We start from the raw sequence: 25,613 nt of genomic DNA on the forward strand, positions 1-25,613 counted from the left end.
ATAATTTTCTGAATTCAAAGCGCTATTTTGGGTGGTTCTATCAGATAATTTTGTCGATTTTAAAGTATAAATGAAGTAATTCAGATGGAGAGTTATGAAAAACAACATAATCAAATACAAGTCCTTCATAAACCTACACTATACGGGTTTTTGTAGAAGAACATAGCTATATTTGCAAGTCTCTGACTGTTTTTAAGAACCTTTGTCATGCGGAAGGGATATTGATATGTCAGTATGGAATACATCTATAAAATCAACGGGGAGGAATGAAAATGACTAGCAACACAATGATGATTTCCAGGGTAGCTTCCATGTTGAATGTATCGCGTCATACTCTAAAAATATGGGAGGAACAATTTGCCCCCTTTCTAACAATACCTCGAGATGAGAATAATGCCCGTACGTATACAATAGGTGATATTGAAGTACTGCAGTTAATAAATAACATGAAAGAAAGTCGTGCTGGGGACGATGTTATAACAAATACTTTAGAGCTTCGAATAAAAGAGCCTTTGAAAGTTGAAGTAAAGGAATCCCCTGGGGTTATTACAGATCATGAAAATATTAATTTATCATTATCCAAGATTGTTTCTTTCGTTGAATCGGAAGAAGTGAAAAAACTTCTAAAGATGGATGAAACCGTTAAGCGTATGGAAAAAGATATTGTTCATCAAGTTCACGAAATTGTGCATGAAGAAATCGCCACAGCATCTGATGCTCATGCCACAATTAATCAAATGGAATTGAGTGCGATTGGGAAAAAACTTGATAATCTTGCTGATGTTTCGGTTGATGAGAGAGAATTCTATCAAGATGAAGTTAAACTAGAAAGAAAGTTATCAGAAGAGAGAATCTCTGCTAGAGAAGAAAGGTTAATGGCGGTTGTGCAAGACCGTTTTCGCGACGAAAGCAGATCACATGATACAAAGTGGGGTGTAACGAAAATCAAGAATATTTTTGGTTTTGCCAAATAACGGATTTAATAGATAGATAGGGCGAAATCCGAATGGGGGAAGATGAAAATGGATCAAGTCAAAACGATGTTTTCCATCCTCAGTCTCCTCGTTGCTGCTACATTCGCTGCTCTCTATATTTATATTTTCTCACTTCATACAGAAATGAGTGGTATGAAGGTAGAAGGTACAGATGAGGTAGTATCTGCCGCTTCGTTTCCTGTAGAATATGAACGTGTTGAAGACTTTATCGCTGATTTTCATGAGTATTATAATCGAACAACCGGTTATGGAATGATTGATCGGGAGCTAGATTTAGAGGATCAACAAATTCATGTTAATGCTGCGATCTCATACATCGATGATTTTCTTAAGAACGGGGTAGCTCATGAAGATCTCAAAAGGGATTTGGAAGCGATAAAGGATATCTCAAGTCGTGATCTAACAAGAGTTGAGATACGTTCACTTCACAGGTATTATCATGATTTAGATAAAGCTTTCAATCATTATGACCATGAGGATACATTCGGTGTAACAGAAACGTTTGGGGATCAATAGAGTGTATATGAGAGACTATAGCTCTTCAGCATAAAAAGCGATATCTTACATGCCAAAGATATCGCTTTTGTATGTGTATAAAAAAAGCCACCAATAAGGTGACTTACAACTAACTATTCTTCGTAAAACTCGTTATCTGTTTCAAATATAACATCTTCCTTACAAGATAAGCAGTCATTGAAACACCTGTTAAAGTTGAATGGAAACAATCTTCCACACACGTTTGAACAGAAGCGAGAACAGCTTGGTGAAGTTTCGCCACTGGATTCTACTTCATTTTTGGTGTTTTTAATATATGTTCTTGGTGTAGCTGCACTACGACGGTTTCCCATAAAGAACACCTCCTTCTATAAGTAAGCTATGCTAAGGAGAAGGGACATGCTTATGTCTTTATCAAAATTGTGCTAATCTTTTTCGAAATATCTGTATATTCATTGACTTCTTTCGGATTATCTAGCAAACTATGTAAATATAGGTATATATACCCTGTTTAATAATCATTCTATATATCTTTTTGCAGAGATAAACGATAAGGAGCTGAAAACGAGAATGCCCTCAACAAGAACGTTAATCATTTCATTATCATCTCTAGTAGTAATCGTTCTTGGTCTTACATATTGGTTTATTTCTGATTTGGATACGAGTAGCGAAAAAGAGACAGTGTCCAGTAAATCGGCTAGTGACAAGTCAGAACCCATTGACCAGGATCGTTACCTTGATGATGGGAAACCATTGATTTCTGAAGATGGGATACCTTCAGAAGGTGAATTTCAAGAATACATGCATGGCATGACACATCAAAAGGTCGTCGCTAAACAAAAGTGGGGAATCTATCAAATTACTGATGAGCGAATTGATCGCATGCTTGAGGTACTAGACGAGATAAAAGGAACGTCAGATGAATACGAGCACTTTGATTTTTATCTTGAAACATTGAACGAATGGGACGAAGGTAATTTTCAAAATGCGGTTGACGTACATAATTACATTTGGGGTTTAAACGGAGGTACAATCGGTAAGGCAAAGCGATTGATGACTAATGAAGAAGAACAGAAATATATTGAAAAACATTATTAAGAAGCGGTGATGCCACCGCTTCTTTTTGTGGTGATTTAAGTGCTAATTGATTTTATGATTATGTGAATTCTTTTGTTAAACTGTAGATAGATCATACTTAAATATACGTTGGAGGGTGAAGCAATGGACGATCATAATAAGAAGAACCACTATGAGAATAAGCTAATTCATGAGAAGTCTCCATATCTCCTGCAGCATGCTCATAACCCAGTTGACTGGTATCCATGGGGAGATGAAGCGTTTGAAAAAGCTAAGAATGAAAATAAGCCTGTTTTGGTATCCATCGGCTACTCGACCTGCCATTGGTGTCATGTAATGGAGAGAGAAAGTTTCGAGGATGAAGAAACTGCACAATTACTCAATGATCGTTTTGTTTCGATCAAAGTAGATCGAGAAGAGCGTCCTGATATTGATTCGATTTATATGAAAGTGTGTCAGGGCTTAACTGGACAGGGCGGCTGGCCCTTGAACGTTTTTTTAACTCCTAATCAGAAACCATTTTATGCTGGAACTTATTTTCCAAAGGAAGGTAAGTACAATCTACCTGGATTTAAAGATGCAATTATGCAGCTGTATCAACAGTATAAGGAGAACCCTGAACGTATTACAGGAATCGGTGATAAAATCACAGCTTCTCTTCAAGAACGGATGAATGCAGAAGGTGGAGAATTGAAGGAAGAAGCTGTTCATCAGGCTTTCCAACAAATGCAAAACTCTTTTGATACGATTTACGGAGGGTTTGGTCAGTCACCTAAATTTCCCTCACCCCACATGCTCATGTTTTTGCTCCGATATTATCGAACATATGAAAACGAACTCGCCTTAACAATGGTAACAAGAACACTGGATGCTATGGCGAATGGCGGTATTTATGATCACATTGGGTATGGATTTGCTAGGTATGCTGTTGATCAAGAATGGCTTGTTCCGCATTTCGAGAAAATGTTGTATGACAATGCGATGCTTGTTTTAACCTATACAGAAGCTTATCAAGTAACCAAAAATGAGCGTTATAAAAAAATCGCTTGTGATGTGCTGACATACGTAGAACGAGATATGACGGAACGTAAAGGTGGATTTTTCTCTGCTGAAGATGCTGACTCTGAAGGTGTAGAGGGTAAGTTCTATGTATGGTCAGAACAGGAAGTGCTCGCTATTCTTGGAGATGAGTTAGGTTCGCTATATAATCGAGCGTTTGACATTACATCCAAAGGTAATTTTGAAGGTAGCAATATACCTAACTTGATCCATACAAACTTTACGAAAATAAAAGAGTCGTTTGATGGAACCGAAGATGAATTTAAGACTAAGCTTGAAGAAGCGCGTAGAAAGTTATTTGCTGTGAGAGAGGAACGAATTCATCCACATAAAGATGATAAAATTCTAACAAGCTGGAATATGTTAATGGTTGCAGCTTTTGCTAAAGCAAGCAAAGTTTTTGATATCCCTTCCTACCTGACAACAGCTCAACAATCGTATGAATTCATAGAGGATCATTTAGTTGTTGATGGCAGGTTAATGGCACGTTATAGAGAAGGGGAAGTTAAATTCAAAGCGTATCATGATGACTACGCATATGGTTTATGGGCTTTGAATGAACTGTATGAAGCAACATATGATTCCAATTTTCTTCAGAAAGCCAAAAATCTTTCAAACGAGATGCATCACCTTTTCTGGGATGAGACGAGTGGTGGATTCTATTTGTACGGCCATGATGCAGATGAATTGATCGCACGTCCTAAAGATGTTCATGATGGTGCCCTTCCTTCGGGTAATAGTGTTGCGGCTCTTCAGCTCCTTCGCTTATCGAAGATGACCGGTGAAATGAAGTATGATGAATGGGCAAATCAGATGTTCACGGCTTTTTCTGGTGATGTTAGCTCCTATTCAAGTGGACATGCTTATTTTCTCATGAGTAAACTATTTACTGTTTCTTCACCGAAAGAGGTAGTCATCGTTGGAGAGCCTAACGATGAAAACAGAGTGAAAATGGAGAGGTATTTGCAAGAATCGTTTTTACCAGAGCTTACAAGTATTAGTACAGAAGATCCTGAATCACTAAAAGAGACTGCCCCATTTGCTTCTGCATTTACGAAATCGAGTCAAACGACGTTCTATCTTTGTGAGAATTTCACCTGTTCATTACCTACAACAGATGTGGAGAAACTAATCAAGCAATTATAAAGAAGGGATAAGCTATCAGAGGGGAACCTTTGATAGCTTTTTCATCCTTTAGGCTGGTGTCTTTCCGTTTTGGAAGTAACGTATGAAACTAATGGAAGAGTATGTATTTCAAATCAAAACGGTATCCATTCGAACGCGTATTCGCTACAATAGAAGTAGACAATTTTTTGAGGTGATCGGATGGAAAGAAAGAAGAAGCTTCCTCAACTACTGGACATGTTTCAGCAAGAGGAAAAGTATAGATCAAATATCGTGACGTGGAAAACGATTGAACCGAAAGATGCGAAGACTGCACCGTTTCCTGAAGATGTTTCACCTGTTTTACGTGAGGCTCTTCTTAATAGAGGCATTAATGAGTTGTACACACATCAAGCAAGTGCTTATAAAGAAGCAACTGATGGTCATAGCTTTGTTGCCGTAACGCCAACTGCATCTGGGAAAACGCTATGTTACAACCTTCCTGTACTTGATACGATATTGAAAGATCCTTCAAGCAGGGCTCTGTACTTGTTTCCAACGAAAGCGCTCGCTCAGGATCAGAAAAGTGAAATAAATGAACTGATTGATGAGATGGAAGTGGATTTAAAAGGGTACACGTATGATGGAGATACTTCGCCAACAATTAGACAGATTGTACGAAAAGCAGGGCATATTGTAATGACAAACCCCGATATGCTTCATTCTGCCATTTTACCTCATCATACAAAGTGGGTTTCTCTTTTTGAGAATTTAAAAGTGATTGTGATCGATGAGCTTCATACGTACCGAGGAGTATTCGGTAGCCATGTAGCCAATGTGATAAGAAGATTAAAACGAATTTGTAGCTTTTATGGAAGCAATCCAATCTTCATTTGTACGTCAGCTACAATTGCAAATCCTAAGGAACTTGCAGAGGAACTTACTGGCGAAGCGGTTACGCTCATTAATAACAATGGTGCACCAACAGGTCGGAAGCATTTTGTTCTATACAATCCACCTGTTGTGAATCAAGCGCTTAATATCAGGCGATCAGCAACGCTAGAAGCAAGGAATATTGCTGTTGAACTGTTAAGGAACAATATTCAGACCATTGTTTTTGCTAGAAGCAGGGTCCGAGTTGAAATTCTGCTAACGTATTTACAACAGCTAGAACAGCGTGAGTTAGGTCCGAGGTCTATTATGGGATATCGCGGTGGCTATCTTCCTAAACAGAGAAGAGAGATTGAGCAGGGACTTCGTAGTGGGAAGATAAAAGGTGTTGTGAGTACAAATGCATTGGAACTAGGCGTGGATATTGGCCAGCTTCAAGCGTGTGTACTAACTGGCTATCCGGGGACAATTGCTAGTACATGGCAACAAGCTGGCCGGGCTGGCCGTAGGCAGGATGAATCCGTTGTTTTCGTTGTTGCGAGTTCAAGTCCATTGGATCAATATATGATTACCCATCCAGACTACTTTTTCGAACGGAATCCAGAAGAAGCTCGTGTGAATCCGAATAACCTAATTATTCTAGTCGATCACGTAAAGTGTGCAGCTTATGAATTACCATTTAAACAAGGTGATACATTTGGTGGAGAAGATGTAGAAGATGTGCTTGAGTTTTTAACTGAAGAACAATTGCTTCATCATCGAGCAGATAGGTGGTTCTGGATGAATGATGCCTTTCCAGCACATAATGTTAGCCTTCGTTCCGCTTCACAAGAAAATGTGGTTATCATTGATCAAACGACAGCTGCAAACGTGAAAGTAATCGGTGAAATGGACAGGTTTAGTGCTATGACACTTCTACATGAAGAAGCAATCTATCTCCATCAAGGAGTCCAATACCAGGTTGAACTTCTGGATTATGAAGAGAAAAAAGCGTGGGTACGTGAAGTTGATGTGGACTACTATACCGACGCTAATCTTGCAGTCCAGCTGAAAGTGCTTGAGGAAGATCAGCATGATCAACTTTCACACACCACTGCCACCTATGGAGAAGTTATGGTGAATGCTATGGCCACGATCTTTAAGAAAATCAAGTTCGAAACGCACGAGAATATCGGCTCCGGACCGATCCACTTACCGGAAGAAGAATTGCATACAAATGCCTGTTGGTTCGAATTTCCTGAAAGTTTTGTCCAAACAATGGGGGAAAATCGATTAGAAGAAGGGTTGTTAGGTCTTGGTAATGTGCTTCGAAACGTTGCACCGCTTTTTGTTATGTGTGATGTATCTGATCTTCACGTCACACCCCAAATCAAAGCCATTCACTCTAATAAGCCGACTATATTCTTCTATGACAGATACCCTGGTGGGATTGGTCTTTCTGAGCGTGTTTATCAGGAACTAGGACTCATTTTGAAAGAAGCTGAATCAATCGTGGTTGGTTGTGAATGTGAAAGTGGTTGTCCATCGTGCGTAGGAGTATCAGGTGAAACAGGAGAGAATAGCAAACACACGGCCCGCTATTTACTTGAATATTTAAGAGGAGAGCATTCTGATGTCACGGAAGGGTAAATTAAATCGAATGAAAAAGCATATGAACCTTGGTGAAGGAGAAGAGACCCCGCCAAAAGTGGAGCAGGAGATTCATTCTGTTCCACATCTTCAAAAATGGCGTGATCTTGATGCAAGTCCTTTTTTCTTCGATTCCGAATATGCATTCGTTCGAACGAAACAATATCCTAAAACGCATCAACATGGTAAATATGTCTTTCAAGAGCTTGAAGAAGTTGTCGAGCGCTGGAATGGCTTTCACGGAAGTCATCCTCTTTCCTCTAAACATCTAAGCCCTTCGGACTTATTGTTCTTCGACACCGAAACAACTGGTCTAGGTGGAGGGGTTGGAAATACAATTTTCTTACTAGGTTATAGCCAGTACACTGATAAAGGTATTTCAGTAAATCAATATTTTCTCCCGGGTCCAGGGGCAGAAGTTCCAATGTATCAGGCGTTCCTTGAAGACGTTAAAGAATTAAAGAATTTAGTAACGTATAACGGCAAAGCTTTTGATTGGCCACAGGTGAAAACGAGGCATACGCTTATTCGAGAACAAGTTCCGAAATTACCACAGTTTGGTCATTTTGATCTTCTTCATGGCGCGCGTCGTTTCTGGAAAAGTGAGATGGAATCTGTTAGACTCGCGAACGTAGAAGAACAGCAGTTAGGGTTTACCCGCCATGAAGATATACCAGGGTATCTTGCTCCTATGCTTTATTTTGAATTTGTAAAAGACCCTGATCCAGAATTGATTGCTGGAGTACTGAAACACAACGAAGAGGATATTTTGTCTCTCATCACGCTATATATTCGAATGTCTAACCTTCTTCTTGATCATGAAGGAAAGTTCTTATCAGCGGCTGAACAATTCCAATCAGCTCGTTGGTGGGAAGCCGTTGGGGAAGAAGACCATGCAGCTCAGTTATATAAGCAAACAACGGGTAGACATGAACGTGAAGCGATGAAAGCTCTTGCACTTATTTACAAAAAACAGGGAAACATAGATAAAGCCATTCACATTTGGCAGGATCTTTCTGAATCAACCAATGATGAAGAAAGTGATATCGAGCTTGCCAAATACTATGAGCATAAAGCAAGAGACTATGAAAAGGCACTCTATTATGCATTGTCAGCTTATCGAAAATGGAAAAACAAAAAACGTATTCTTAAAGATAAAGAAGAATCGGAACGACTGCAATATATGAAGCGCATTGAAAGAATTGAACAAAAAGAATCTCGTTAATGGTAGGAGGTTGTCATGCAAGATTTCTATGATGTACTAAAGAAAAAAGAACCATTTCATTCGCTAAGTGATGCTGAAATTGAACAGTTAATGGTATCTGCTCATTTCTCCACCTACCAAAAGGGAGAGTTTCTGTACCACGAAGATGAAGATACAAATACGCTATTCTTGCTTGTTTCAGGTATAGCAAAAAATATTGTTCATAAAGCAAACGGTCAGCAAACAACGATGCGGTTTTATTACCCTGGAGACTTAGTAGGCTTGATGATCATGTTAACTGATGAATCAATGACATTTTCAGTTCAAGCAAATGAAGACTGTCAGGTAATACGCATCAAGAAAGAAGTTATGCTTAAAATTATGACCGAAAATCCTGCGTTTTCACATAATGTATTAGATACAATCGGTGAACGTATGAGAAGTCTTTATGATGAAATTAAGCAGGAGCGTGACAGAGAGTCAGATGGAGAGAATATTGCGCTTTATCGTACGCGTGTAAGCTCCATTATGGATTCTATGGTAACGATTCCGCCTTCATATACTGTACTTGAAGCTGCCGAACTTTTTCGCTCTAACAATTACGATGGCGTAATTGTAAGTGAAGACCGTGAAAGTGTACTAGGGACGGTTACGCCACTTGAAATTATTAGTGCACTAACAAGAGGAGAGTTTCAGGATCCTATCCACAAATGGATGTATCAAAAACCAAATCTTGTTGAAGAAGATGCGTTTAGCTATGAAGCACTTGCATATTTGAAATATCATAAGGTCTCATTATTGCCAGTCGTAAAGCGTGATCGACTTGTTGGGATGGTTTCAGCAAAATCATTTCTCGGTATACAGGAATCAGCGTACTTGGATCTTTCTTATAGATTATCTAGGGCAAAAGAATTAGATGAAATCATGAATCTATCTCCTCCCATCCATGAGGAGTTTCGATCATTTATACAGGAATTGCTTGATGCGAATACGCTTGGATATGAAATTTGCGAAATGATGTCTAACTATAACGATGAAATGCATCGTCGAGTGATATTACTTGCAGAAAAGCAAATGATGCAGGAAGGCTATGGACGTGCTCCAGTAAACTTTTGCTTTATCGTAATGGGTAGTGAAGGTAGAAAGGAACAAGCCTTCAGTACAGATCAGGATAATGGGCTAATTATCGATGATTATGAACATCTTGATCATAAATCAGAGATCGAAACCTTTTTTAGCGTGTTTTCTGAAAAAATCAATGCAATGTTAACGACATGTGGATTGCCAGAGTGCGATGGCGGCATTATGGCTAAGAATGCTAAATGGAGACGGTCACTTTCTAATTGGCAAAAAGAAGTGAACCGATGGATCACGGAAACGGATGCTGAAGAAATACGCAATTTCACTATTTTTATGGACTTCAGGCCAGTTTATGGTGATTTTGATTTGTCACGAACACTAAGAAGCCGAATTACGGAGCGGATAAGGAAAGCTCAAACACTTCAAATGTTGTTGATGAAAGATACCGTTCGATTTCGCGTACCACTGAATCCTATAGGGAAGATTCAATTGCGAGGAAAAGAAAAAACGCTCGATTTAAAAAAAGCTGCTATCATGCAAATCGTAAATGGCATACGTATCTTTGCCATGAAATATGGCGTAGAGGAAGTAAACACAATTAAAAGGCTGCATGAGTTAAAGAAAAAAGAAGTATTTCACCATCGCGATGTTATTAATATTGAAACGGCTCTTCATTACCTTTACACGTTTCGTGTAAGGCAAAATCTTCACCAGTTGAATAATGGAATTGAGATATCGAATTTAGTGCGCCCAATCGAGTGGGAAAAGGAAGAAAGAAGAAAAATGAGAGAAGCTTTACTTGTTGCGAAGCGAATGCAACAGGTAAGTGAACTGAGCTTCCGTAGGAATCGGAGTATTTAACAATGTCTTCGATTGGATTTAAGCTATTACGATATTATATATATGATAGAAATAGATGGAAAAAACGAATAAAACGTGATCAATCCACACCCGCTTTCACGAGGTTAATCGATTCATTGCGATCTTATCAAGAATCAAGTAGTCGCTACTTCACAGTGTTTGATCTTGAGACAACAGGTTTTTATCCTGCTCTTGGAGATGAAGTAATCTCAATTGGAGCTGTTAAAATCGATTTGATGGAGGGTTGTATTCTAGAAGAATCCTTTTATCGAATTGTTAGGCCGATTCATAAAGTACCTCGGTTCGTACGACAACTAACCGGTCTCTCTATAGGGGAAATTAAGGCAGGATGGACTTTTATAGAAGCATTAGATGATTTTATAACGTTTAGTAGTGGAACAACATTAATCGCCCATCCTGTTAAGTTTGATGTTTATTTCCTTCAAACGCTCGCTCAAAAGTGGGAGTTGCCTGACTACTTGCCACCTTATCTTGATTCAGAGGCACTAGCAAAAGAAACATTTCCAGAAATAAATCCACAACTGGATACATTAATTCGTAAATTAAACATTGAACGACATGAACGACACCATGCCTTAAATGATGCTCGAATGACTGCAGAGCTATGTTTAAAGCTCTTTAACGAGCTAGACTTAGAAGCTGACTACGAAAAGGAAATAAGGGAACGAATAGCGAGAGATAACCTCGTTTTTGGTAGGAAATAGAGTATTTTCCTTAATTATTCCCCGGGTAAGCGCATAAAGAGCAATCATTCGACGATTTATGTGAAATAACTTGTTGAAACACCGTTTACAATTGTCGTCTCTTGTTGTAACTTTGAATAGTATATTGAAGTTTCTGTTAGTTTTAATCAAAAATGATTAAGTTTTAATGTAATGGAGAGATGGAAATTGAAACAGATTATTATGGTCATGTTTTTTATGGTTATTGCATTAACGCTCGTAGTTATGAGTCAAATAAGTGAATCTGCCCAGATCTATCATGATTCTGAAGTGGTTTTACAAAAATAGGCTTTGTTTTATGTTAGGCATTATTAAAATAAGGACGAATACACAGTACATGTACTATGCGCGCTACATAGGCTAGTAGGGAATTCACCAATTTAAGAAGGGGGAACCTACACTATGTTTCAACGTCGTCACCGCATGGAAAATAATGCGAATATGCCAAATCAGGTAAGTCCTGCAATGCAGGGACCTAATGCGAATATGCCAAATCAAGTTAGTCCAGCAATGAAAGGCGGCATGCCTGGGCAAGTTAGTCCAGCAATGCAAGGGCCAGGAGGTCCATGCCCTACAAGTCCAGTTGTTTATCCAACAAAATGTTGTGTGAAGAATCATTATTACAAACACAATGTTGACCATATTCATCCTACTCATATTAAAAATGTCCACCATCACATGTATGAGCATAATCACAGTTATCCATTAACGCAATCGAATGAAGTGTTAGCATCACACATGGATAATTACCCGCCACCGCGTCCAACAGGAGCTATGCCGGCTGGGTATGCACCTACAAACCCTTCTCAAGTAGCAGGAGCTATGCAAGGACCGAATGGAAATGGTATGCCAGGTCAAGTTAGTCCAGCTCAAAAAAGAAGGTACTAAAGGTATAAGGAAACGAACTGGGTTCCCAGTTCGTTTTTACATAGGAGGTGTTAGAATGGCGAACGTTTTGCTTGTTACTGGCTATAAAGCTCACGAACTCGGCATTTTTAACGATAACCATCCTGGATTACCCATTATTAAAGCAGCACTCCGAATGAGGATGTTACAGCTCATTGAGGAGAGAGACTTTGAATGGATATTAATTAGTGGTCAAACCGGGGTGGAACTTTGGGCTGGCGAAACAGCTCTTGATCTTCGCGAAGAATATCCTGATCTTAAGCTTGCGGTATTAACCCCATTTCTGGATCAGGAAAGTAAATGGAAAGAACCTACTCAAGAATATTATAATATGATTATTGCGGAGGCAGATTTTGTAGAGTCAATTACAAGTAGACCGTATGAAAATCCTGGGCAGTTAAAAGCTAAGAACGAATTTTTAGTCAAAAAAAGCGACGCTATGCTCGTTTTATTCGATGAAGATACACCAGGTTCACCAGATTTTTACTTGAAAGAGAGTAAAAACAGACAAAGAAATGATCCGGGCTACGAAATTTTTACCATTACACCTATTGATCTGGATTTGTTGGAACAGGATTTGCGTGAAAGTAACCCTGATTTTTACAGTCAATAGCATAATTAGAGTAGATTCCAATTGACAAGATGAAGGTCTTTTGGAAGAATAAAATAAAAGAAGATAACTGCATACATATAGAGGTGATAAAATGGCAGAGCAACAACCGACTCAATTAACAGCAAAAGACATTCTTGAAAAAGATTTTAAAAGTGGATTTCGTGGATATGATCAAGATGATGTAGATAAGTTTCTAGACGTTGTGATTAAGGATTATGAACGTTTTGAGAACGATATTGAACAACTTCGCCAAGAGAATACGCGTCTTAGAAGAGAAATGGATCGCATGTCAGAACAACAAAAACGTCAGCAGACACGTTCTCAAACGCAACCAGGCAATACGAACTATGATATTCTCAAACGTCTTTCCAATTTAGAAAAGCATGTTTTCGGAAGTAAGCTATACGAATAAACCGCCCTTGAATGGGTGGTTTTTTTATCCACTTGATAAATTTCACTTACCGTACTATAATCATAAATGTACCACTTAACAGATTTAACAAGAACCCTTGCACGAAACCGATATATAAGGTATAATTGCTTTTGCTGTCCTAATAACGATAACGTTCGGGTGATCGCTGTATATTGCATTTAAGCAGTATATAGAGGAAAGTCCATGCTCGCACGATCTGAGATGATCGTAGTGTTCGTGCCTGATGAAACAATAAGTCAGGGTAGTCCATTTTTGGGCTAACGGCGGGGAAACGGCCTAAGTCCTTAACGGATATGGCCCGAATACTCTGAAAGTGCCACAGTGACGAAGTCTTAATGGAAACATTAAGAGTGGAACGAGGTAAACCCCACGAGCGAGAAACCCAAATTATGGTAGGGGAGCTTTCTCGAAGGAATTGAACGGAGAGAGAGCCAGGTGGCGAGGACGCACCTGGAGATAGATGATTACCACCTGAGTACGAGGGGAGACCCGTTCGCAGTACGATGGAACAGAACATGGCTTACAGAACGTTATCATCTTTGATGAAAAGCCCTTATGGGGCTTTTTTGTACGTTATGAATAGATTATGATAGGAAACGGTTAAAGTATAAGAAAACAAATTCAAACAAGTCGAAATGAATTGCTGTAATATGAAAGTAAATGTAATAGTACATAAAACGAGATCAAACAACGATCGGAGTTGAAAAGATGGCGAAATATGAATTAATTGCAACGGCCACCATGGGGCTCGAATCATTGGTTGCTCGTGAAGTTAAAGATCTAGGATTTGAAAATGTTCGCGTTGACAATGGTAAGGTAACATATGAAAGTGATGAGCTTGGTATTTGTCGTTCAAATTATTGGTTAAGAACAGCGGATCGTGTAAAGCTAAAAGTGGGAGAATTCAAGGTAACATCGTTCGATGAGCTATTTGAAGCAACAAAAGCACTACCTTGGGGAGATTTACTACCTGTAGACGCGGAGTTCCCGGTAAGTGGACGGTCCGTTAAATCAACTTTGTATAGTGTACCTGACTGCCAGGCTATCGTGAAAAAAGCGATCGTGGAAAGTTTGAAGGAAAAATACAATGTATCATGGTTTGATGAAGATGGCCCACTGTTTAAAATAGAGGTTGCTATCCATAAAGATACAGCGGTACTAACAATTGATACGAGTGGTACAGGATTGCATAGAAGAGGATATCGTTATTTGCATAGTGCAGCTCCTCTTAAAGAAACAATGGCTGCAGCGATGATCATGCTAACAAATTGGAACGCTGATAAACCGTTTATTGATCCATTCTGTGGTTCTGGTACACTTCCGATTGAAGCTGCTATGATTGGTCAGAACATTGCTCCAGGATTCAATCGTGAGTTTGCTTCTGAAGATTGGGAATGGATTGGTCAGAAACGCTGGGAAGAAGCAATGGTTGAAACAGAAGATCTAGCGAAATATGATCAACCTCTTCATATTTTTGGAAGTGATCTCGACCCCAAAATGGTCGACTTATCAAAAAACAATGCACTAGAGGCTGGATTTGCAGATTTGATTCAGTTTAAACAGATGCAAGTGACCGACGTCAGTTCAAGGTTTGAGTATGGGACACTAATAGGAAACCCTCCATACGGGGAGCGTCTTGGTGAACGTGAAGAAGTAGAAGATATGTATCGTAAAATGGGGAAAGCGTTCCGTGAGCGCCTGGACACATGGTCTGTATACATTCTTACTTCTCATCCACGTTTCCAAGAGGTATATGGCAAAAGAGCAACGAAAAACCGAAAGCTATACAATGGTGATATTAAGACTCATTATTACCAGTTCTTTGGTCCAAGACCGCCTAAGAACGACTAGACCATAAATAAAAAATCAGCATCCTAATCCAGGATGCTGATTTTTTTATACCTTTTCAACTACATATGCACGTTTGTCTCGAAAATATTTCTCTCCATCATTTGAAGAATGTTCAAAAAAACCTTCTACTTCATGGACTACTTTGTATTCACGTTCAGGATCCGAAAATAGCTGAGAAGCATTACTAGAAAGTAATACAACGTCTGTAGTTGATACAAAACTATCTAATTCCTTTGCAGTATAGTGTTCACCCTGTTTCAAAGTATTAATGCGATGCTGTCTCATTTGAATTCCTCCTTGTAAATAATGGCATCTATCTGACTGTACCCACGTTTTAAGAACATTTAAACTACGAAACTTGTATATAGTAACAATAGGCTTGTTTAAAAGGAGGGTTTTATGAGAAATAAGTTTCTAATTATTATTGGATTACTTTCGATTGTGCTTTTCATTACAAATCCCAATCAAGAAGACTACAGTAATTGGGTAGGAGAACAAATGAAGAAGGATCAAAATGCTCTTATTGAAATCGGAGTAGATCTAGCAGTTGTTCCTTACGTGAAAGAGAATACAACAAGAGATAATTGGTACTTATTCTCCATCTACAAAACAGAAATTTGGGATGGTAAGGAAGTAGTCGCGATTGGAGCTTTTAACCAATTCATCTTAGATCAAAAAGAGGTTAGTGGAAAGGTAGACGAGTAATTTAAGATTTCCTTCTTAGAATAGTGCATATATAAATAGAAGAAGACATGGAATAGTCCATGTCTTCTTTGTGTGCGTTATTCTGTAAACTTATGGTAGGATAGAATAGGAGAGATTAAAAGGCTTTCAATTCCTCATGAGGAAAGTACTCAGGTTTTTTTGCACCTTGTGCATGAAGTTCTTTAAAGTAGTTTTGGTACTCATATAAAGAAAGTGAACCTCGTAAATAGTTAACTTGCACAAAGTCGAGTAATTCGTCTGCGGTAGCTGGTTTTCTTCCTTTTACCTCATTGAATGCGTTAATCAGATTCTGGACTGACATCTGAATCCCTCCTTAAACTATTTTGCTTATCAAAAGGATAACATGACATTTTGAAATTCATCTATTTTTGAATTTTTTAACTTCCGACAAATCTTTACATAATGAAACGAGAAGTGTCGAATTTACTTTACAAATTTACAACCAAATTGAAAGGGTGAAATGAGTATGACGACTGATCTTATGCAAACAGAAAAACACTTTCTAGACTATGTAAAAAAAATGACGAGTTTTAATGAAGCCATAGGCTTAATGTACTGGGATCTTAGGACTGGTGCACCCAAAAAAGGCGCTGAGCAGCGCTCTGAAGTGATTGGTATGATGTCCTCTGAAGTATTTGATATGTCAGTCTCAAATGAAATGAAGAGGTTTCTTGATGAACTAACTAAAGAAGATGTACAAAATAACTTAAGCGACCGAACTCGTAAAACAGTAGAAGAATGTCGAAAAGAATATGATCGAAATATCAAAATTCCTGCAGAAGAATATTCAGAGTACGTAATTCTTAGTTCGAAGGCAGAAACAGTTTGGGAAGAAGCGAAAGAACAGTCCAACTTCGAAATGTTCCGTCCCTATCTTGAAAAACTGGTAGCATTTAACCAAAAATTTGTAGAGTATTGGGGATACGAAGAGAACAAGTACGATACGCTTCTTGATTTATTCGAGCCAGGAGTTACAGTTAAGGTCATCGACCGTGTATTCAACCAATTGCGAGAGCATATTGTGCCACTCGTTCAACAAGTTGTAAATGCAAGTGATAAGCCTAAAACGGATTTCTTGTATAGTCATTTCCCTCAGGAAAAACAGAAAGCATTTAGTTTAGATATTCTAAAGGGAATGGGATACGATTTCAACGCTGGTCGTCTCGACACAACGGTGCATCCTTTTGCAACCGGACTTAATCCTGGTGATGTGCGTGTTACGACCAAGTATGATGAAAGTGATTTTCGAACAGCAGTATTTGGCACCATACACGAAGGTGGCCATGCTTTATATGAACAAAACATTTCACCACAGTTAATTGGTACGCCGCTTTGTTCCGGTACATCCATGGGAATACATGAATCACAATCTCTCTTCTGGGAGAACTTTGTTGGCCGTAATAAGTCCTTCTGGAAGAAAAATTTCGATACACTAAAGACTTATTCAACAGGACAGTTTGATGACGTATCGCTTGAAGATTACTATCGTGCAATAAATGTTGCTGGTCCTTCTTTAATCCGTATTGAAGCTGATGAAATGACATACGCCCTTCATATTATGGTTCGATACGAAATAGAAAAAGGACTAATAAATGGTGATATAGAAGTGAAAGACCTTCCACAGATTTGGAATGAGAAGATGGAAGAATACCTCGGGATTACCCCTGATAATGATGCTGTTGGTGTCCTTCAGGATGTGCATTGGTCAGGTGGCGCATTTGGGTACTTCCCTTCCTATGCTCTTGGTTATATTTACGCAGCGCAGATTAAAAATGCTATGCTTGAAGATCTTCCTAATTTTGATGAGCTTCTTGAAGAAGGAAATATGCTTCCAATTAAAGAATGGCTGACAGAAAATATCCATCAGTACGGCAAATTGAAGCAGCCAATCGAAATTATTAAAGATATTACTGGAGAAGGTCTTAATGCAAAATACCTTATTCAGTATCTAGAAGAAAAATATCAACAAGTTTATCGTATACAATCATAAAAGTTAAAGATCTTGCCGAAGTCGGCAAGATCTTTTTTAATCTGTTGATAATGTACTATATTCATGTTCGTTTATGCCTATAAATCCATTCAAAATAATGGCTGCAAAAAGAGGAGTGCGTTCTTTTAAATCGTCTACAGAATAGAGTCCCGAAAAGTATTGTACGACTAATCCATCGATCATGGCAACGAAAGCACTTACACCTTCACGATAATGCAGTGGCCAGTATTTCTTATCCGGATCCAGAGATACAAAACGGTCTCTAAGATAAAGAAGCATTTCATCAAAAGCTCTTTTAAATTCCTCTGGTTCTTTGTTCTGAGCTTGCTTACTCATTTCTTCTGTTAATTTAGGAAGGTTAACATCGTTATATTCCATTGAACCATATATGAAATTCTCTACAAATTCTGGAACATTCTCTCCTTCACATTCATCCGTGAATTTTTCATACTCCTGAGTTAAGTAATATAAGTTTTGATTCATTTTGATCCATCCTTTCAAATTCATAAAAAGAGAATTCCCATTTATATGAATGTAAAACTTGAAATTTGCATTGAATTGTCTAAATAAATACCTGTATCATGTAAATCAAACATACTATATGGTTAGTATGTTTCCGCTGAAGTAAGCAAGATGATTTTCAATTAAACTATATTGGAGGCTTGTTATGAAAGAGTATGTAGAGGAGTTACATCAACGGAGAAATAGAGCTGAACTGATGGGAGGTCAAGCTAAGATTGATGCCCTTCACGCTCAAGGGAAAAGGACGGCAAGAGAAAGGATAGAGCTACTAGTTGATGAGCATTCATTTCTTGAATTCGGAAAGCTTACTGCATCTGATATTCCAGGGTTAGAAAAGAGAAGTGCCGGTGATGGGTTGATTTGTGGAACGGCAAGAGTAGATGGACGACCAATCGTGGTTCAAGCTGCAGATAAAACAGTATTTGCAGGTACTGAAGGATCTGTTCATATTCGAAAAACAAAAGCTGCCCATTCTTACGCATTAAAACGTGGGTTACCACTAGTGAATTTAAGCGAAGGTGGAGGTCTTCGAATGCCTGATGGAATGGGTTCTGACGGCATAAGTGATAAGCTCTTTCCACAAGAGATGCTAACGCATCATAGAGAAGTTCCAATGGTCACCGCGATTCTAGGAGATAGCTTTGGAGGACCTACCTGGCTTGCTGTGTCATCAGATTTTGTAACGCAATTGGAAGGAACGTGTATGGCAGTAGCAGGTCCTCGCATGCTTGAAGTTGCAACTGGTGAGAAAGCAACTGAAGAAGAATTGGGCGGTGTGAAAATCCACGAGAAGTATACGGGGCAAATTGATCAATCCGCAACTACAGAAGTTGAATGTATTCTACAATTAAAAGAATTTCTTAGTTATCTTCCATCTCATGGAGAAGAAGAACCACCATTAAGAGTTACGAAAGACTCTATGGAAAGGAGGGTAGATGATGTTGGATCAATTGTTCCTGTGAAACGAAACCGTGCTTATAACATGAAAAAAGTGATTAAAGAGTTAGTAGACGATGGTCAATTTTTTGAAGTAAAGCCGTCATTTGGTCCAGCTATTCTTACAATACTTTCGCGCATAAATGGAAGATCTGTAGGAATCATAGCGAACCAGCCGATGAACTATGCTGGGGCTGCAGGAATCCAAGAGTGCGAGAAAGCGACAGATTTTATTTGTCTCTGTGATTCTTTTCATATCCCTTTAATTTTCCTACATGATATCCCAGGGTTTCGAGTCAGCTCTGAAGCTGAGAAAGGGAAAATACCTACCAAAATTATGATGTGGAATCAGGCTCTCGCTCAGTCAACAGTTCCGAAACTATCTGTCATCATAAGGAAAAGTATAGGAGCTGCTTATGGAAATATGTGTGGACCAACAATGGGAGCGGATTTCGTTGTCGCCTGGCCTTCTGCAGAAATAAATTTTACTGGACCTGAAGTTGGAATTAATGTTGTTTATGGTAGAGAGTTAATGGAGGCTGAAAACGTTAAACTTGAACGTGAAAAGCTGTTGGAGAAGTGGAGCTTTGATAGTTCCCCATATAAAGCGGCAGCCAAGCATTTAATTGATGATGTTATTGATCCAGGTGAGACTCGGTTATTTCTTGCACGAACATTAGAGCTTGCTTGTTATAAAAACGGATCTAAAAGCGAAAGGAAATTAGTTAATTGGCCAACTGGATTTTAATAAATGTATTGAATATTCGGAAATATATATTTATACTAATTACAAGAACATACCAACCGGTTAGTTAGATGCCGGGTTCAAGGAGACGAATGAAAATGAATTTTGATTATTCCGAGCGTTGCCATACTTACCTTGAAAAAGTAAAGACATTTATGGATGCTAATGTATACCCTAACGAAAAGGTCTATGAAGAGCAGCTCTCGAATCAGGAAAGCCGCTGGTCAGAAGTTCCACCTATTATGGAAGAGTTGAAGCAAAAAGCGAAAGATGCTGGTTTATGGAATCTGTTTCTACCTGAAAGTGAATATGGTGCAGGCCTTACGAATACCGAATACGCTCCATTATGTGAAGTGATGGGTCGTTCTATGATTGGTCCGGAAGTTTTTAATTGTGCTGCTCCTGACACAGGTAATATGGAAGTGCTTGTTCGTTATGGTACAGATGAACAGAAAAAACAATGGCTCGATCCTTTACTTGCGGGTGAAATTCGCTCCTGTTTCTCGATGACTGAACCTGATGTTGCTTCTTCAGATGCAACGAATATACAGGCTCGAATCGAACGAGATGGTGATGAATACGTCATTAATGGGACAAAATGGTGGTCATCTGGTGCTGGCGATCCTAGGTGCAAAATCGCCATTGTGATGGGGAAAAATGATCCAACTGCTGCAAAACATGAACAACAATCAATGATCCTAGTTCCACTTGATACAGAAGGCGTTACGATTAAACGAGTTCTTCCGGTATTTGGGTATGATCATGCACCGCATGGTCATGCAGAAATTGAATACAAAGACGTACGAGTACCTGCTTCTAGTATGCTTTGGGAAGAAGGAAAAGGATTTGCGATTGCGCAAGGGAGGCTTGGACCTGGACGAATTCATCACTGCATGCGTTTGATAGGAACAGCTGAGCGGGCACTTGAGGATTTATGTAAGCGCGTACAAAGTCGTGAAGCATTTGGTAAGAAAATTTCTGATCAAGGTGTTGTCCGTGAATGGATTGCTGACTCTCGAATTGAAATCGAGCAGGCGAGGCTTTTAACTCTTAAAGCGGCACACATGATGGATACGGTTGGTAATAAAGAAGCAAGAGCAGAAATTGCAATGATTAAAGTAGTGGCACCTAATATGGCACTACAGGTAATTGATCGTGCTATTCAAGCGTTCGGAGGAGCGGGAGTAAGTGATGATTATACGCTTGCTGCTCACTGGGCAAATGCTAGAACACTGAGGCTCGCAGATGGACCAGACGAAGTTCATCGTAATGCAATAGCAAGACAAGAACTGAAAAAGTATAGTTAGCCTGGGGGGAATCATATATGAACGTTATGGAATTATTTAATTTATCAGGTAAGACAGCTATTGTGACAGGTGGGGGAAGAGGTCTCGGCAAGCAAATTGCAGAAGGATTCGCTGAAGCTGGAGCGAACGTTGTTATTTGTTCAAGAAAATTGGCAGCGTGTGAAGCTGTTCGTGACGAGTTAGAAAGTAAAGGGGTTAGATCACTTGCTTTTGAGTGTGATGTAACAAATCAAGAAGATGTTCAGCATGTAGTTGATGAAACTATGAAAGAATTTGGTCAGATTGATATTCTTGTGAATAACAGTGGCGCGTCTTGGGGAGCACCTGTCGTTGAAATGCCTCTACAGGCATGGCATAAAGTAATGGAAGTAAACGTAACGGGTACATTCCTTTTCGCACAAGCAGCTGGGAAAGAAATGATTAAGCAGAACAGCGGTAAAATCATTAATATAGCTTCAGTCGCAGGACTTGGTGGAGCTGATCCACGTTACATGGATGCAATCGGCTATAACACGAGTAAAGGAGCTGTCATTACATTTACGAAAGATCTTGCTGTGAAGTGGGGAGGATATAACATTAACGTAAATGCGATTGCACCTGGTTTCTTCCCAACGAAAATGTCAAAAGGATTAATTGATGCGGGTGGAGAGAAAATGCTAGAAACGACTCCTCTGAATCGTTTTGGTTCGGATGATGATTTAAAAGGAGCTGCATTATTCCTAGCTTCAAATGCGTCCAATTATGTAACAGGAGATATTCTAATTGTTGATGGTGGTCAACATGCAATGTAAAAGTAAAGGAGGACATGAAGAATGAATCGTGATCCAGTCATTGTTTCGGCAGTACGTACGCCTATTGGAAGACAAGGTGGAGCTTTTGCAAGCATACCAGCACATGTACTCGGCGCAATAGCTCTTAAGGAAGCAGTAAGCAGAATTAACTTAGAAATGGATACCATTGACGATGTAATCTTTGGTAATGTCATTAGCGGCGGCGGAAATATAGCAAGGTTAACAGCCCTTGAGGCAGGTCTTCCGCTAACAATTCCAGGATTAACTATTGATCGACAGTGCGGTTCAGGATTAAATGCTATTAATCTAGCTGCACAGGCTATCAAAGCGGGTGATGGTGATGTTTATGTGGTAGGTGGCGCTGAGAGTATGAGTCAGGCACCATACTTAATGGAGAAGCCAACTAAGCCTTATAGTACAATGCCACCACGCTTTATGAAATCTAGACTCTCACCAGATGAAATAGGTGATCCTCCAATGGGCATTACTGCTGAAAATCTGGCTGAGAAGTATCAGATCACACGTGAAGAACAAGATGAGTTTGCACATCGCAGTCAAGTACGCATGGGACAAGCGATGGCGGAAGGCTATTTTGACTCTCAGATTGCATCCGTTAGTGTACCTGTTCGTAAAGGGGATCCTATCGTCGTTTCGAAGGATGAACATCCTAGACCAGAAACTACGCTCGATAAATTAGCAAAGCTACCTTCAGTATTCAAGAGAGATGGAACCGTTACGGCAGGCTCTAGCTCTGGTTTGAATGATGCTGCTTCAGCAGTCATTGTTATGTCTCGTGAGAGAGCAGAAGACCTTGGCCTAAAGCCACTTGCAGTAATAAAAGCGTATGCTGTTAGTGGTGTTGACCCTAATATTATGGGAATCGGACCAGTACCTGCAACCCAGAAAGTGATGGAACAAGCAGGATTATCATTAGAAGATATGGATTTGATTGAAGTTAACGAAGCTTTTGCTGCACAGGTGCTCGCATGCGACCGTGAATTGAATATGAACTCTGAGAAATTAAATGTGAATGGTGGAGCTATCGCTCACGGCCATCCATTAGGAGCAACAGGAGCGATTCTTGCAACAAAAGCAATTTATGAACTTGATCGAAGAGAAGGGAGATATGCGCTCGTTACTGCTTGTATTGGTGGGGGACAAGGAATTGCTACAATTCTAGAGCGAGTTTAAGGAGGTACTGATGAGACTTCAAGATAAAGTAGCTATTGTTACTGGAGGTGGAGGAGGTATCGGTCGAGCAACTGCTCTTCGTTTTGCAAGCGAAGGGGCTAAGGTGGTCGTCTCCGATATCCATTCCGAGTCGGGTGAGGAATCTGTCGATCAAATTACAAAAATGGGAGGAGAAGCCATTTTTGTAAGAACTGACACGTCAATTGAAGGAGATATGAAAGCGCTTGTAGAAGAATGTGAAAAGCGGTACGGTGGTCTCGACATCTTTTTCAATAACGCCGGAGTGAGTAATGAAGAAGTAAAGTTAGTGGATATATCGGTAGACGAGTGGGATCGTGTGGTTTCAATAAACTTAAAAGGCGTATTTATGGGAATGAAGTATGCTATCCCGGCTATGGAAAAGAGAAGTGGCGGAGCTATCGTAAATACATCAAGTCTGCTTGGATTTAAAGGAAAGAAGTATATGGCTCCTTATAACGCATCAAAAGGTGGGGTTATAACGCTTACCAAAAACGCTGCACTTGAGTATGGAGGGAAAAACATTCGTGTGAACGCTGTTTGCCCTGGTGTAATTGACACGAATATTGTTACACCATGGAAAGAGGACGATCGCAAATGGCCCATCATCTCAAAAGCGAATGCACTTAGAAGAGTTGGACAACCAGAGGAAATCGCAAATGCTGTCCTGTTCCTAGTCTCTGATGAAGCATCCTATGTCACAGGAACAAGCCTTCTCGTTGATGGCGGAGGTTTAACGTTTTAATTATCCGGAGGTGGAAGCATGAACGCAAAAAATAGTTGGTTCAAGCATTATCCTGATTCGATAGCCACTACTATTGATATCCCTAACGTTTCACTCCCTGACATGTTAAATCAAACAGTTAAAAATTATCCTGACAATGTTGCTCTTTCTTTCTATCATAAGAAGATAACCTATCGTGAGTTGGGCTATCTTTCTACAGCATTCGGCTCTGCGCTACAAAACACCTTTCAAATGAAGCCAAAAGATCGTGTTGCCCTAATGCTCCCAAACTGCCCTCAATTTTCAATGAGTTATTATGGTGTATTAAAAGCAGGCGGAATTATTACTCAAATAAATCCAATGCTAGTTGAACGTGAATTACAATACATATTGGCTGACTCTGGAGCAGAAACCATTGTCATTTATGATGCCCTCTATCCAAGATTGAAAGCTATACAAGATGAAACGAATGTCAAAAATGTAATTGTAGTATCTTTACAACCTGACGCTGGTCCTGTTGATCCTGATTATACTTTCGACCAATTTATTCAGAGTACTACTGAATCGCTACAATCCGTGTCAATCGATCCTAAAGAAGATATAGCAGTACTTCAATATACTGGAGGTACAACTGGAAGAAGCAAAGGTGCTATGCTAACTCATCGTAATTTAGTAGCTAATATAGAGCAGTGTCTAGAATTTTTTAAAGATGAGTTTACTTTTGGCAAGGAAAAATGTTTGACTGTTATTCCCTTATTTCATGTATTTGGAATGACGTCTTGTATGAATTTGTCAATTCGAATCGGTGCTGAAAGTGTCTTGCTACCAAAATTTGATGTAAATGAAGTACTAGAAACAATTGAAAAAGAACAGCCAACGTTATTCCCGGGAGTGCCCACAATGTATGTTGCACTAACCAATTATCCTAATGCTGAAAACTTCGACCTCTCTAGTATTCGAACATGTAATAGTGGAAGTGCACCAATGCCTGTAGGATTAATGAAAGAATTCGAGAGAAAAACAGGCGCTAAGATTTTAGAAGGATATGGTTTAAGCGAGGCTGCGCCAACTACGCACGTTAATCCGCCATTTGGAGAACGGAAGCCCGGAAGTGTTGGCATAGGTTTTCCATCTACCGAATACAAGATTGTCGATCTTGGAGAGGGGAAGACGGAACTTAAAGCTGGTGAATCAGGAGAGATTATCATCAAAGGTCCTCAGGTAATGAAAGGATATTGGAACATGCCGGAGGAGACTGCAAATACGCTTCGCGACGGGTGGTTATTTACTGGAGACATAGCAAAGATGGATGAAGATGGCTATATTTCTATCATTGATCGTAAAAAGGATCTAATTATAGCTAGTGGTTATAACATCTATCCTCGTGATATAGAAGAAGTTCTATATGAACACACGAGTATTATGGAAGCTGTTGTTGTTGGTGTGCCAGATCCATACCGGGGTGAGACGGTGAAGGCGGTTATCGTGACAAAACCTGGTGTTACACTATCAGAAGAAGAAGTAATTTCTTACTGCAAAGATCAGATGGCCCCATATAAAGTTCCAAAAATGGTTGAGTTTCGTCATGAACTTCCAAAGACAAGCGTTGGAAAAATTTTAAGAAGATCAATAAGAGAAGAAGCACGCCAAGTATAGGTGTGCAAAGGAGTAACCTCCATATGATATAATCTAAATCAATGAACATTGATAGATTGAGAGGGT

24 protein-coding genes and 1 other RNA gene are annotated in these 25,613 nt (G+C 39.4%); 21 read left to right on the forward strand and 4 right to left on the reverse strand.

Features of this window, described 5'->3' with window-relative positions:
* Positions 1-272 precede the first annotated feature (272 nt).
* Positions 273-974, forward strand: coding sequence for a MerR family transcriptional regulator (locus AB986_RS02610; RefSeq protein ID WP_048309311.1), 702 nt, complete (start codon positions 273-275; stop codon positions 972-974).
* Between the two features lie 48 nt (positions 975-1,022).
* Positions 1,023-1,511 carry a hypothetical protein gene (locus tag AB986_RS02615; protein ID WP_048309312.1) on the forward strand — a complete coding sequence of 163 codons (489 nt, stop codon included), beginning with the start codon at positions 1,023-1,025 and terminating at the stop codon, positions 1,509-1,511.
* 113 nt (positions 1,512-1,624) lie between these two features.
* On the opposite strand, the gene AB986_RS02620 is transcribed toward AB986_RS02615, so the two are convergent.
* Positions 1,625-1,843, reverse strand: coding sequence for a hypothetical protein (locus AB986_RS02620; RefSeq protein ID WP_048309313.1), 219 nt, complete (start codon positions 1,841-1,843; stop codon positions 1,625-1,627).
* 217 nt (positions 1,844-2,060) lie between these two features.
* On the opposite strand from AB986_RS02620, the gene AB986_RS02625 reads away from it, so the two are divergent.
* From AB986_RS02625 to AB986_RS02670, 11 genes are all read left to right on the forward strand, one after another.
* The gene (locus AB986_RS02625) at positions 2,061-2,588 is read left to right on the forward strand and encodes a DUF6241 domain-containing protein (protein ID WP_048309314.1); all 528 of its coding nucleotides are present in this window, start codon (positions 2,061-2,063) and stop codon (positions 2,586-2,588) included.
* A 123-nt stretch (positions 2,589-2,711) separates the two neighbouring features.
* A complete protein-coding gene (locus tag AB986_RS02630) occupies positions 2,712-4,772 on the forward strand; it encodes a thioredoxin domain-containing protein (protein WP_048309315.1) in 2,061 nt (686 codons plus the stop codon).
* A gap of 180 nt (positions 4,773-4,952) precedes the next feature.
* Positions 4,953-7,250 carry a DEAD/DEAH box helicase gene (locus AB986_RS02635; protein WP_048309316.1) on the forward strand — a complete coding sequence of 766 codons (2,298 nt, stop codon included), beginning with the start codon at positions 4,953-4,955 and terminating at the stop codon, positions 7,248-7,250.
* Complete coding sequence (locus AB986_RS02640) at positions 7,234-8,475, forward strand: ribonuclease H-like domain-containing protein (protein ID WP_048309318.1); 1,242 nt, start codon at positions 7,234-7,236, stop codon at positions 8,473-8,475. The genes AB986_RS02635 and AB986_RS02640 overlap by 17 nt, the downstream gene beginning before the upstream one ends.
* Before the next feature lie 15 nt (positions 8,476-8,490).
* A complete protein-coding gene (locus AB986_RS02645; protein ID WP_048309319.1) occupies positions 8,491-10,395 on the forward strand; it encodes a DUF294 nucleotidyltransferase-like domain-containing protein in 1,905 nt (634 codons plus the stop codon).
* A 2-nt stretch (positions 10,396-10,397) separates the two neighbouring features.
* Positions 10,398-11,120 carry a 3'-5' exonuclease gene (locus tag AB986_RS02650; protein WP_053216011.1) on the forward strand — a complete coding sequence of 241 codons (723 nt, stop codon included), beginning with the start codon at positions 10,398-10,400 and terminating at the stop codon, positions 11,118-11,120.
* 420 nt (positions 11,121-11,540) lie between these two features.
* Positions 11,541-12,026 carry a CotD family spore coat protein gene (locus tag AB986_RS02655; RefSeq protein WP_053216012.1) on the forward strand — a complete coding sequence of 162 codons (486 nt, stop codon included), beginning with the start codon at positions 11,541-11,543 and terminating at the stop codon, positions 12,024-12,026.
* 55 nt (positions 12,027-12,081) lie between these two features.
* Complete coding sequence (locus tag AB986_RS02660; RefSeq protein ID WP_048309320.1) at positions 12,082-12,657, forward strand: SLOG family protein; 576 nt, start codon at positions 12,082-12,084, stop codon at positions 12,655-12,657.
* A 91-nt stretch (positions 12,658-12,748) separates the two neighbouring features.
* Positions 12,749-13,069: a cell division regulator GpsB gene (gene gpsB / locus AB986_RS02665; RefSeq protein WP_048309322.1), complete on the forward strand. Its 321-nt coding sequence runs from the start codon at positions 12,749-12,751 to the stop codon at positions 13,067-13,069.
* A gap of 151 nt (positions 13,070-13,220) precedes the next feature.
* Positions 13,221-13,618: RNase P RNA component class B (rnpB, locus tag AB986_RS21425), an RNA gene on the forward strand.
* A 180-nt stretch (positions 13,619-13,798) separates the two neighbouring features.
* Entirely contained in the window at positions 13,799-14,941 is a 1,143-nt protein-coding gene (locus AB986_RS02670) for a THUMP domain-containing class I SAM-dependent RNA methyltransferase (RefSeq protein WP_048309324.1), read from the forward strand.
* 45 nt (positions 14,942-14,986) lie between these two features.
* Here AB986_RS02670 and AB986_RS02675 read toward each other — a convergent pair whose 3' ends face one another.
* Positions 14,987-15,226, reverse strand: coding sequence for a hypothetical protein (locus AB986_RS02675; RefSeq protein ID WP_048309325.1), 240 nt, complete (start codon positions 15,224-15,226; stop codon positions 14,987-14,989).
* A gap of 114 nt (positions 15,227-15,340) precedes the next feature.
* Between AB986_RS02675 and AB986_RS02680 the strand changes: the two genes are divergently transcribed.
* Positions 15,341-15,646 (forward strand): DUF4359 domain-containing protein, encoded by a 306-nt coding sequence (locus AB986_RS02680; RefSeq protein WP_048309326.1) that lies wholly within the window; start codon positions 15,341-15,343, stop codon positions 15,644-15,646.
* 115 nt (positions 15,647-15,761) lie between these two features.
* On the opposite strand, the gene yppF is transcribed toward AB986_RS02680, so the two are convergent.
* Positions 15,762-15,968, reverse strand: coding sequence for a YppF family protein (yppF, locus tag AB986_RS02685; protein WP_048309327.1), 207 nt, complete (start codon positions 15,966-15,968; stop codon positions 15,762-15,764).
* Between the two features lie 165 nt (positions 15,969-16,133).
* On the opposite strand from yppF, the gene AB986_RS02690 reads away from it, so the two are divergent.
* On the forward strand, positions 16,134-17,657 hold the full coding sequence (locus AB986_RS02690) for a carboxypeptidase M32 (protein WP_048309329.1): 1,524 nt from the start codon (positions 16,134-16,136) through the stop codon (positions 17,655-17,657).
* A 36-nt stretch (positions 17,658-17,693) separates the two neighbouring features.
* On the opposite strand, the gene AB986_RS02695 is transcribed toward AB986_RS02690, so the two are convergent.
* Positions 17,694-18,140, reverse strand: coding sequence for a hypothetical protein (locus AB986_RS02695; RefSeq protein ID WP_048309330.1), 447 nt, complete (start codon positions 18,138-18,140; stop codon positions 17,694-17,696).
* A 184-nt stretch (positions 18,141-18,324) separates the two neighbouring features.
* On the opposite strand from AB986_RS02695, the gene AB986_RS02700 reads away from it, so the two are divergent.
* The 6 genes from AB986_RS02700 (at position 18,325) to AB986_RS02725 (ending at position 25,547) form a co-directional block, all read left to right on the forward strand.
* Positions 18,325-19,863, forward strand: a complete 1,539-nt coding sequence (locus tag AB986_RS02700; protein WP_048309332.1) for an acyl-CoA carboxylase subunit beta — start codon at positions 18,325-18,327, stop codon at positions 19,861-19,863.
* A 95-nt stretch (positions 19,864-19,958) separates the two neighbouring features.
* Positions 19,959-21,167 carry an acyl-CoA dehydrogenase family protein gene (locus AB986_RS02705; RefSeq protein ID WP_048309333.1) on the forward strand — a complete coding sequence of 403 codons (1,209 nt, stop codon included), beginning with the start codon at positions 19,959-19,961 and terminating at the stop codon, positions 21,165-21,167.
* A gap of 17 nt (positions 21,168-21,184) precedes the next feature.
* Positions 21,185-21,958, forward strand: a complete 774-nt coding sequence (locus AB986_RS02710; protein WP_048309334.1) for an SDR family oxidoreductase — start codon at positions 21,185-21,187, stop codon at positions 21,956-21,958.
* A gap of 21 nt (positions 21,959-21,979) precedes the next feature.
* Positions 21,980-23,149, forward strand: a complete 1,170-nt coding sequence (locus AB986_RS02715; RefSeq protein ID WP_048309335.1) for a thiolase family protein — start codon at positions 21,980-21,982, stop codon at positions 23,147-23,149.
* A 10-nt stretch (positions 23,150-23,159) separates the two neighbouring features.
* A complete protein-coding gene (locus tag AB986_RS02720; RefSeq protein WP_048309336.1) occupies positions 23,160-23,912 on the forward strand; it encodes an SDR family NAD(P)-dependent oxidoreductase in 753 nt (250 codons plus the stop codon).
* Positions 23,913-23,930: 18 nt separating this feature from the next.
* Positions 23,931-25,547 carry a long-chain-fatty-acid--CoA ligase gene (locus AB986_RS02725; RefSeq protein WP_048309337.1) on the forward strand — a complete coding sequence of 539 codons (1,617 nt, stop codon included), beginning with the start codon at positions 23,931-23,933 and terminating at the stop codon, positions 25,545-25,547.
* Positions 25,548-25,613: the final 66 nt, after the last annotated feature.

It is taken from the genome of Guptibacillus hwajinpoensis, assembly GCF_001039475.1.
GTDB classification, from domain to species: Bacteria; Bacillota; Bacilli; order Bacillales; family Guptibacillaceae; genus Guptibacillus; species Guptibacillus hwajinpoensis.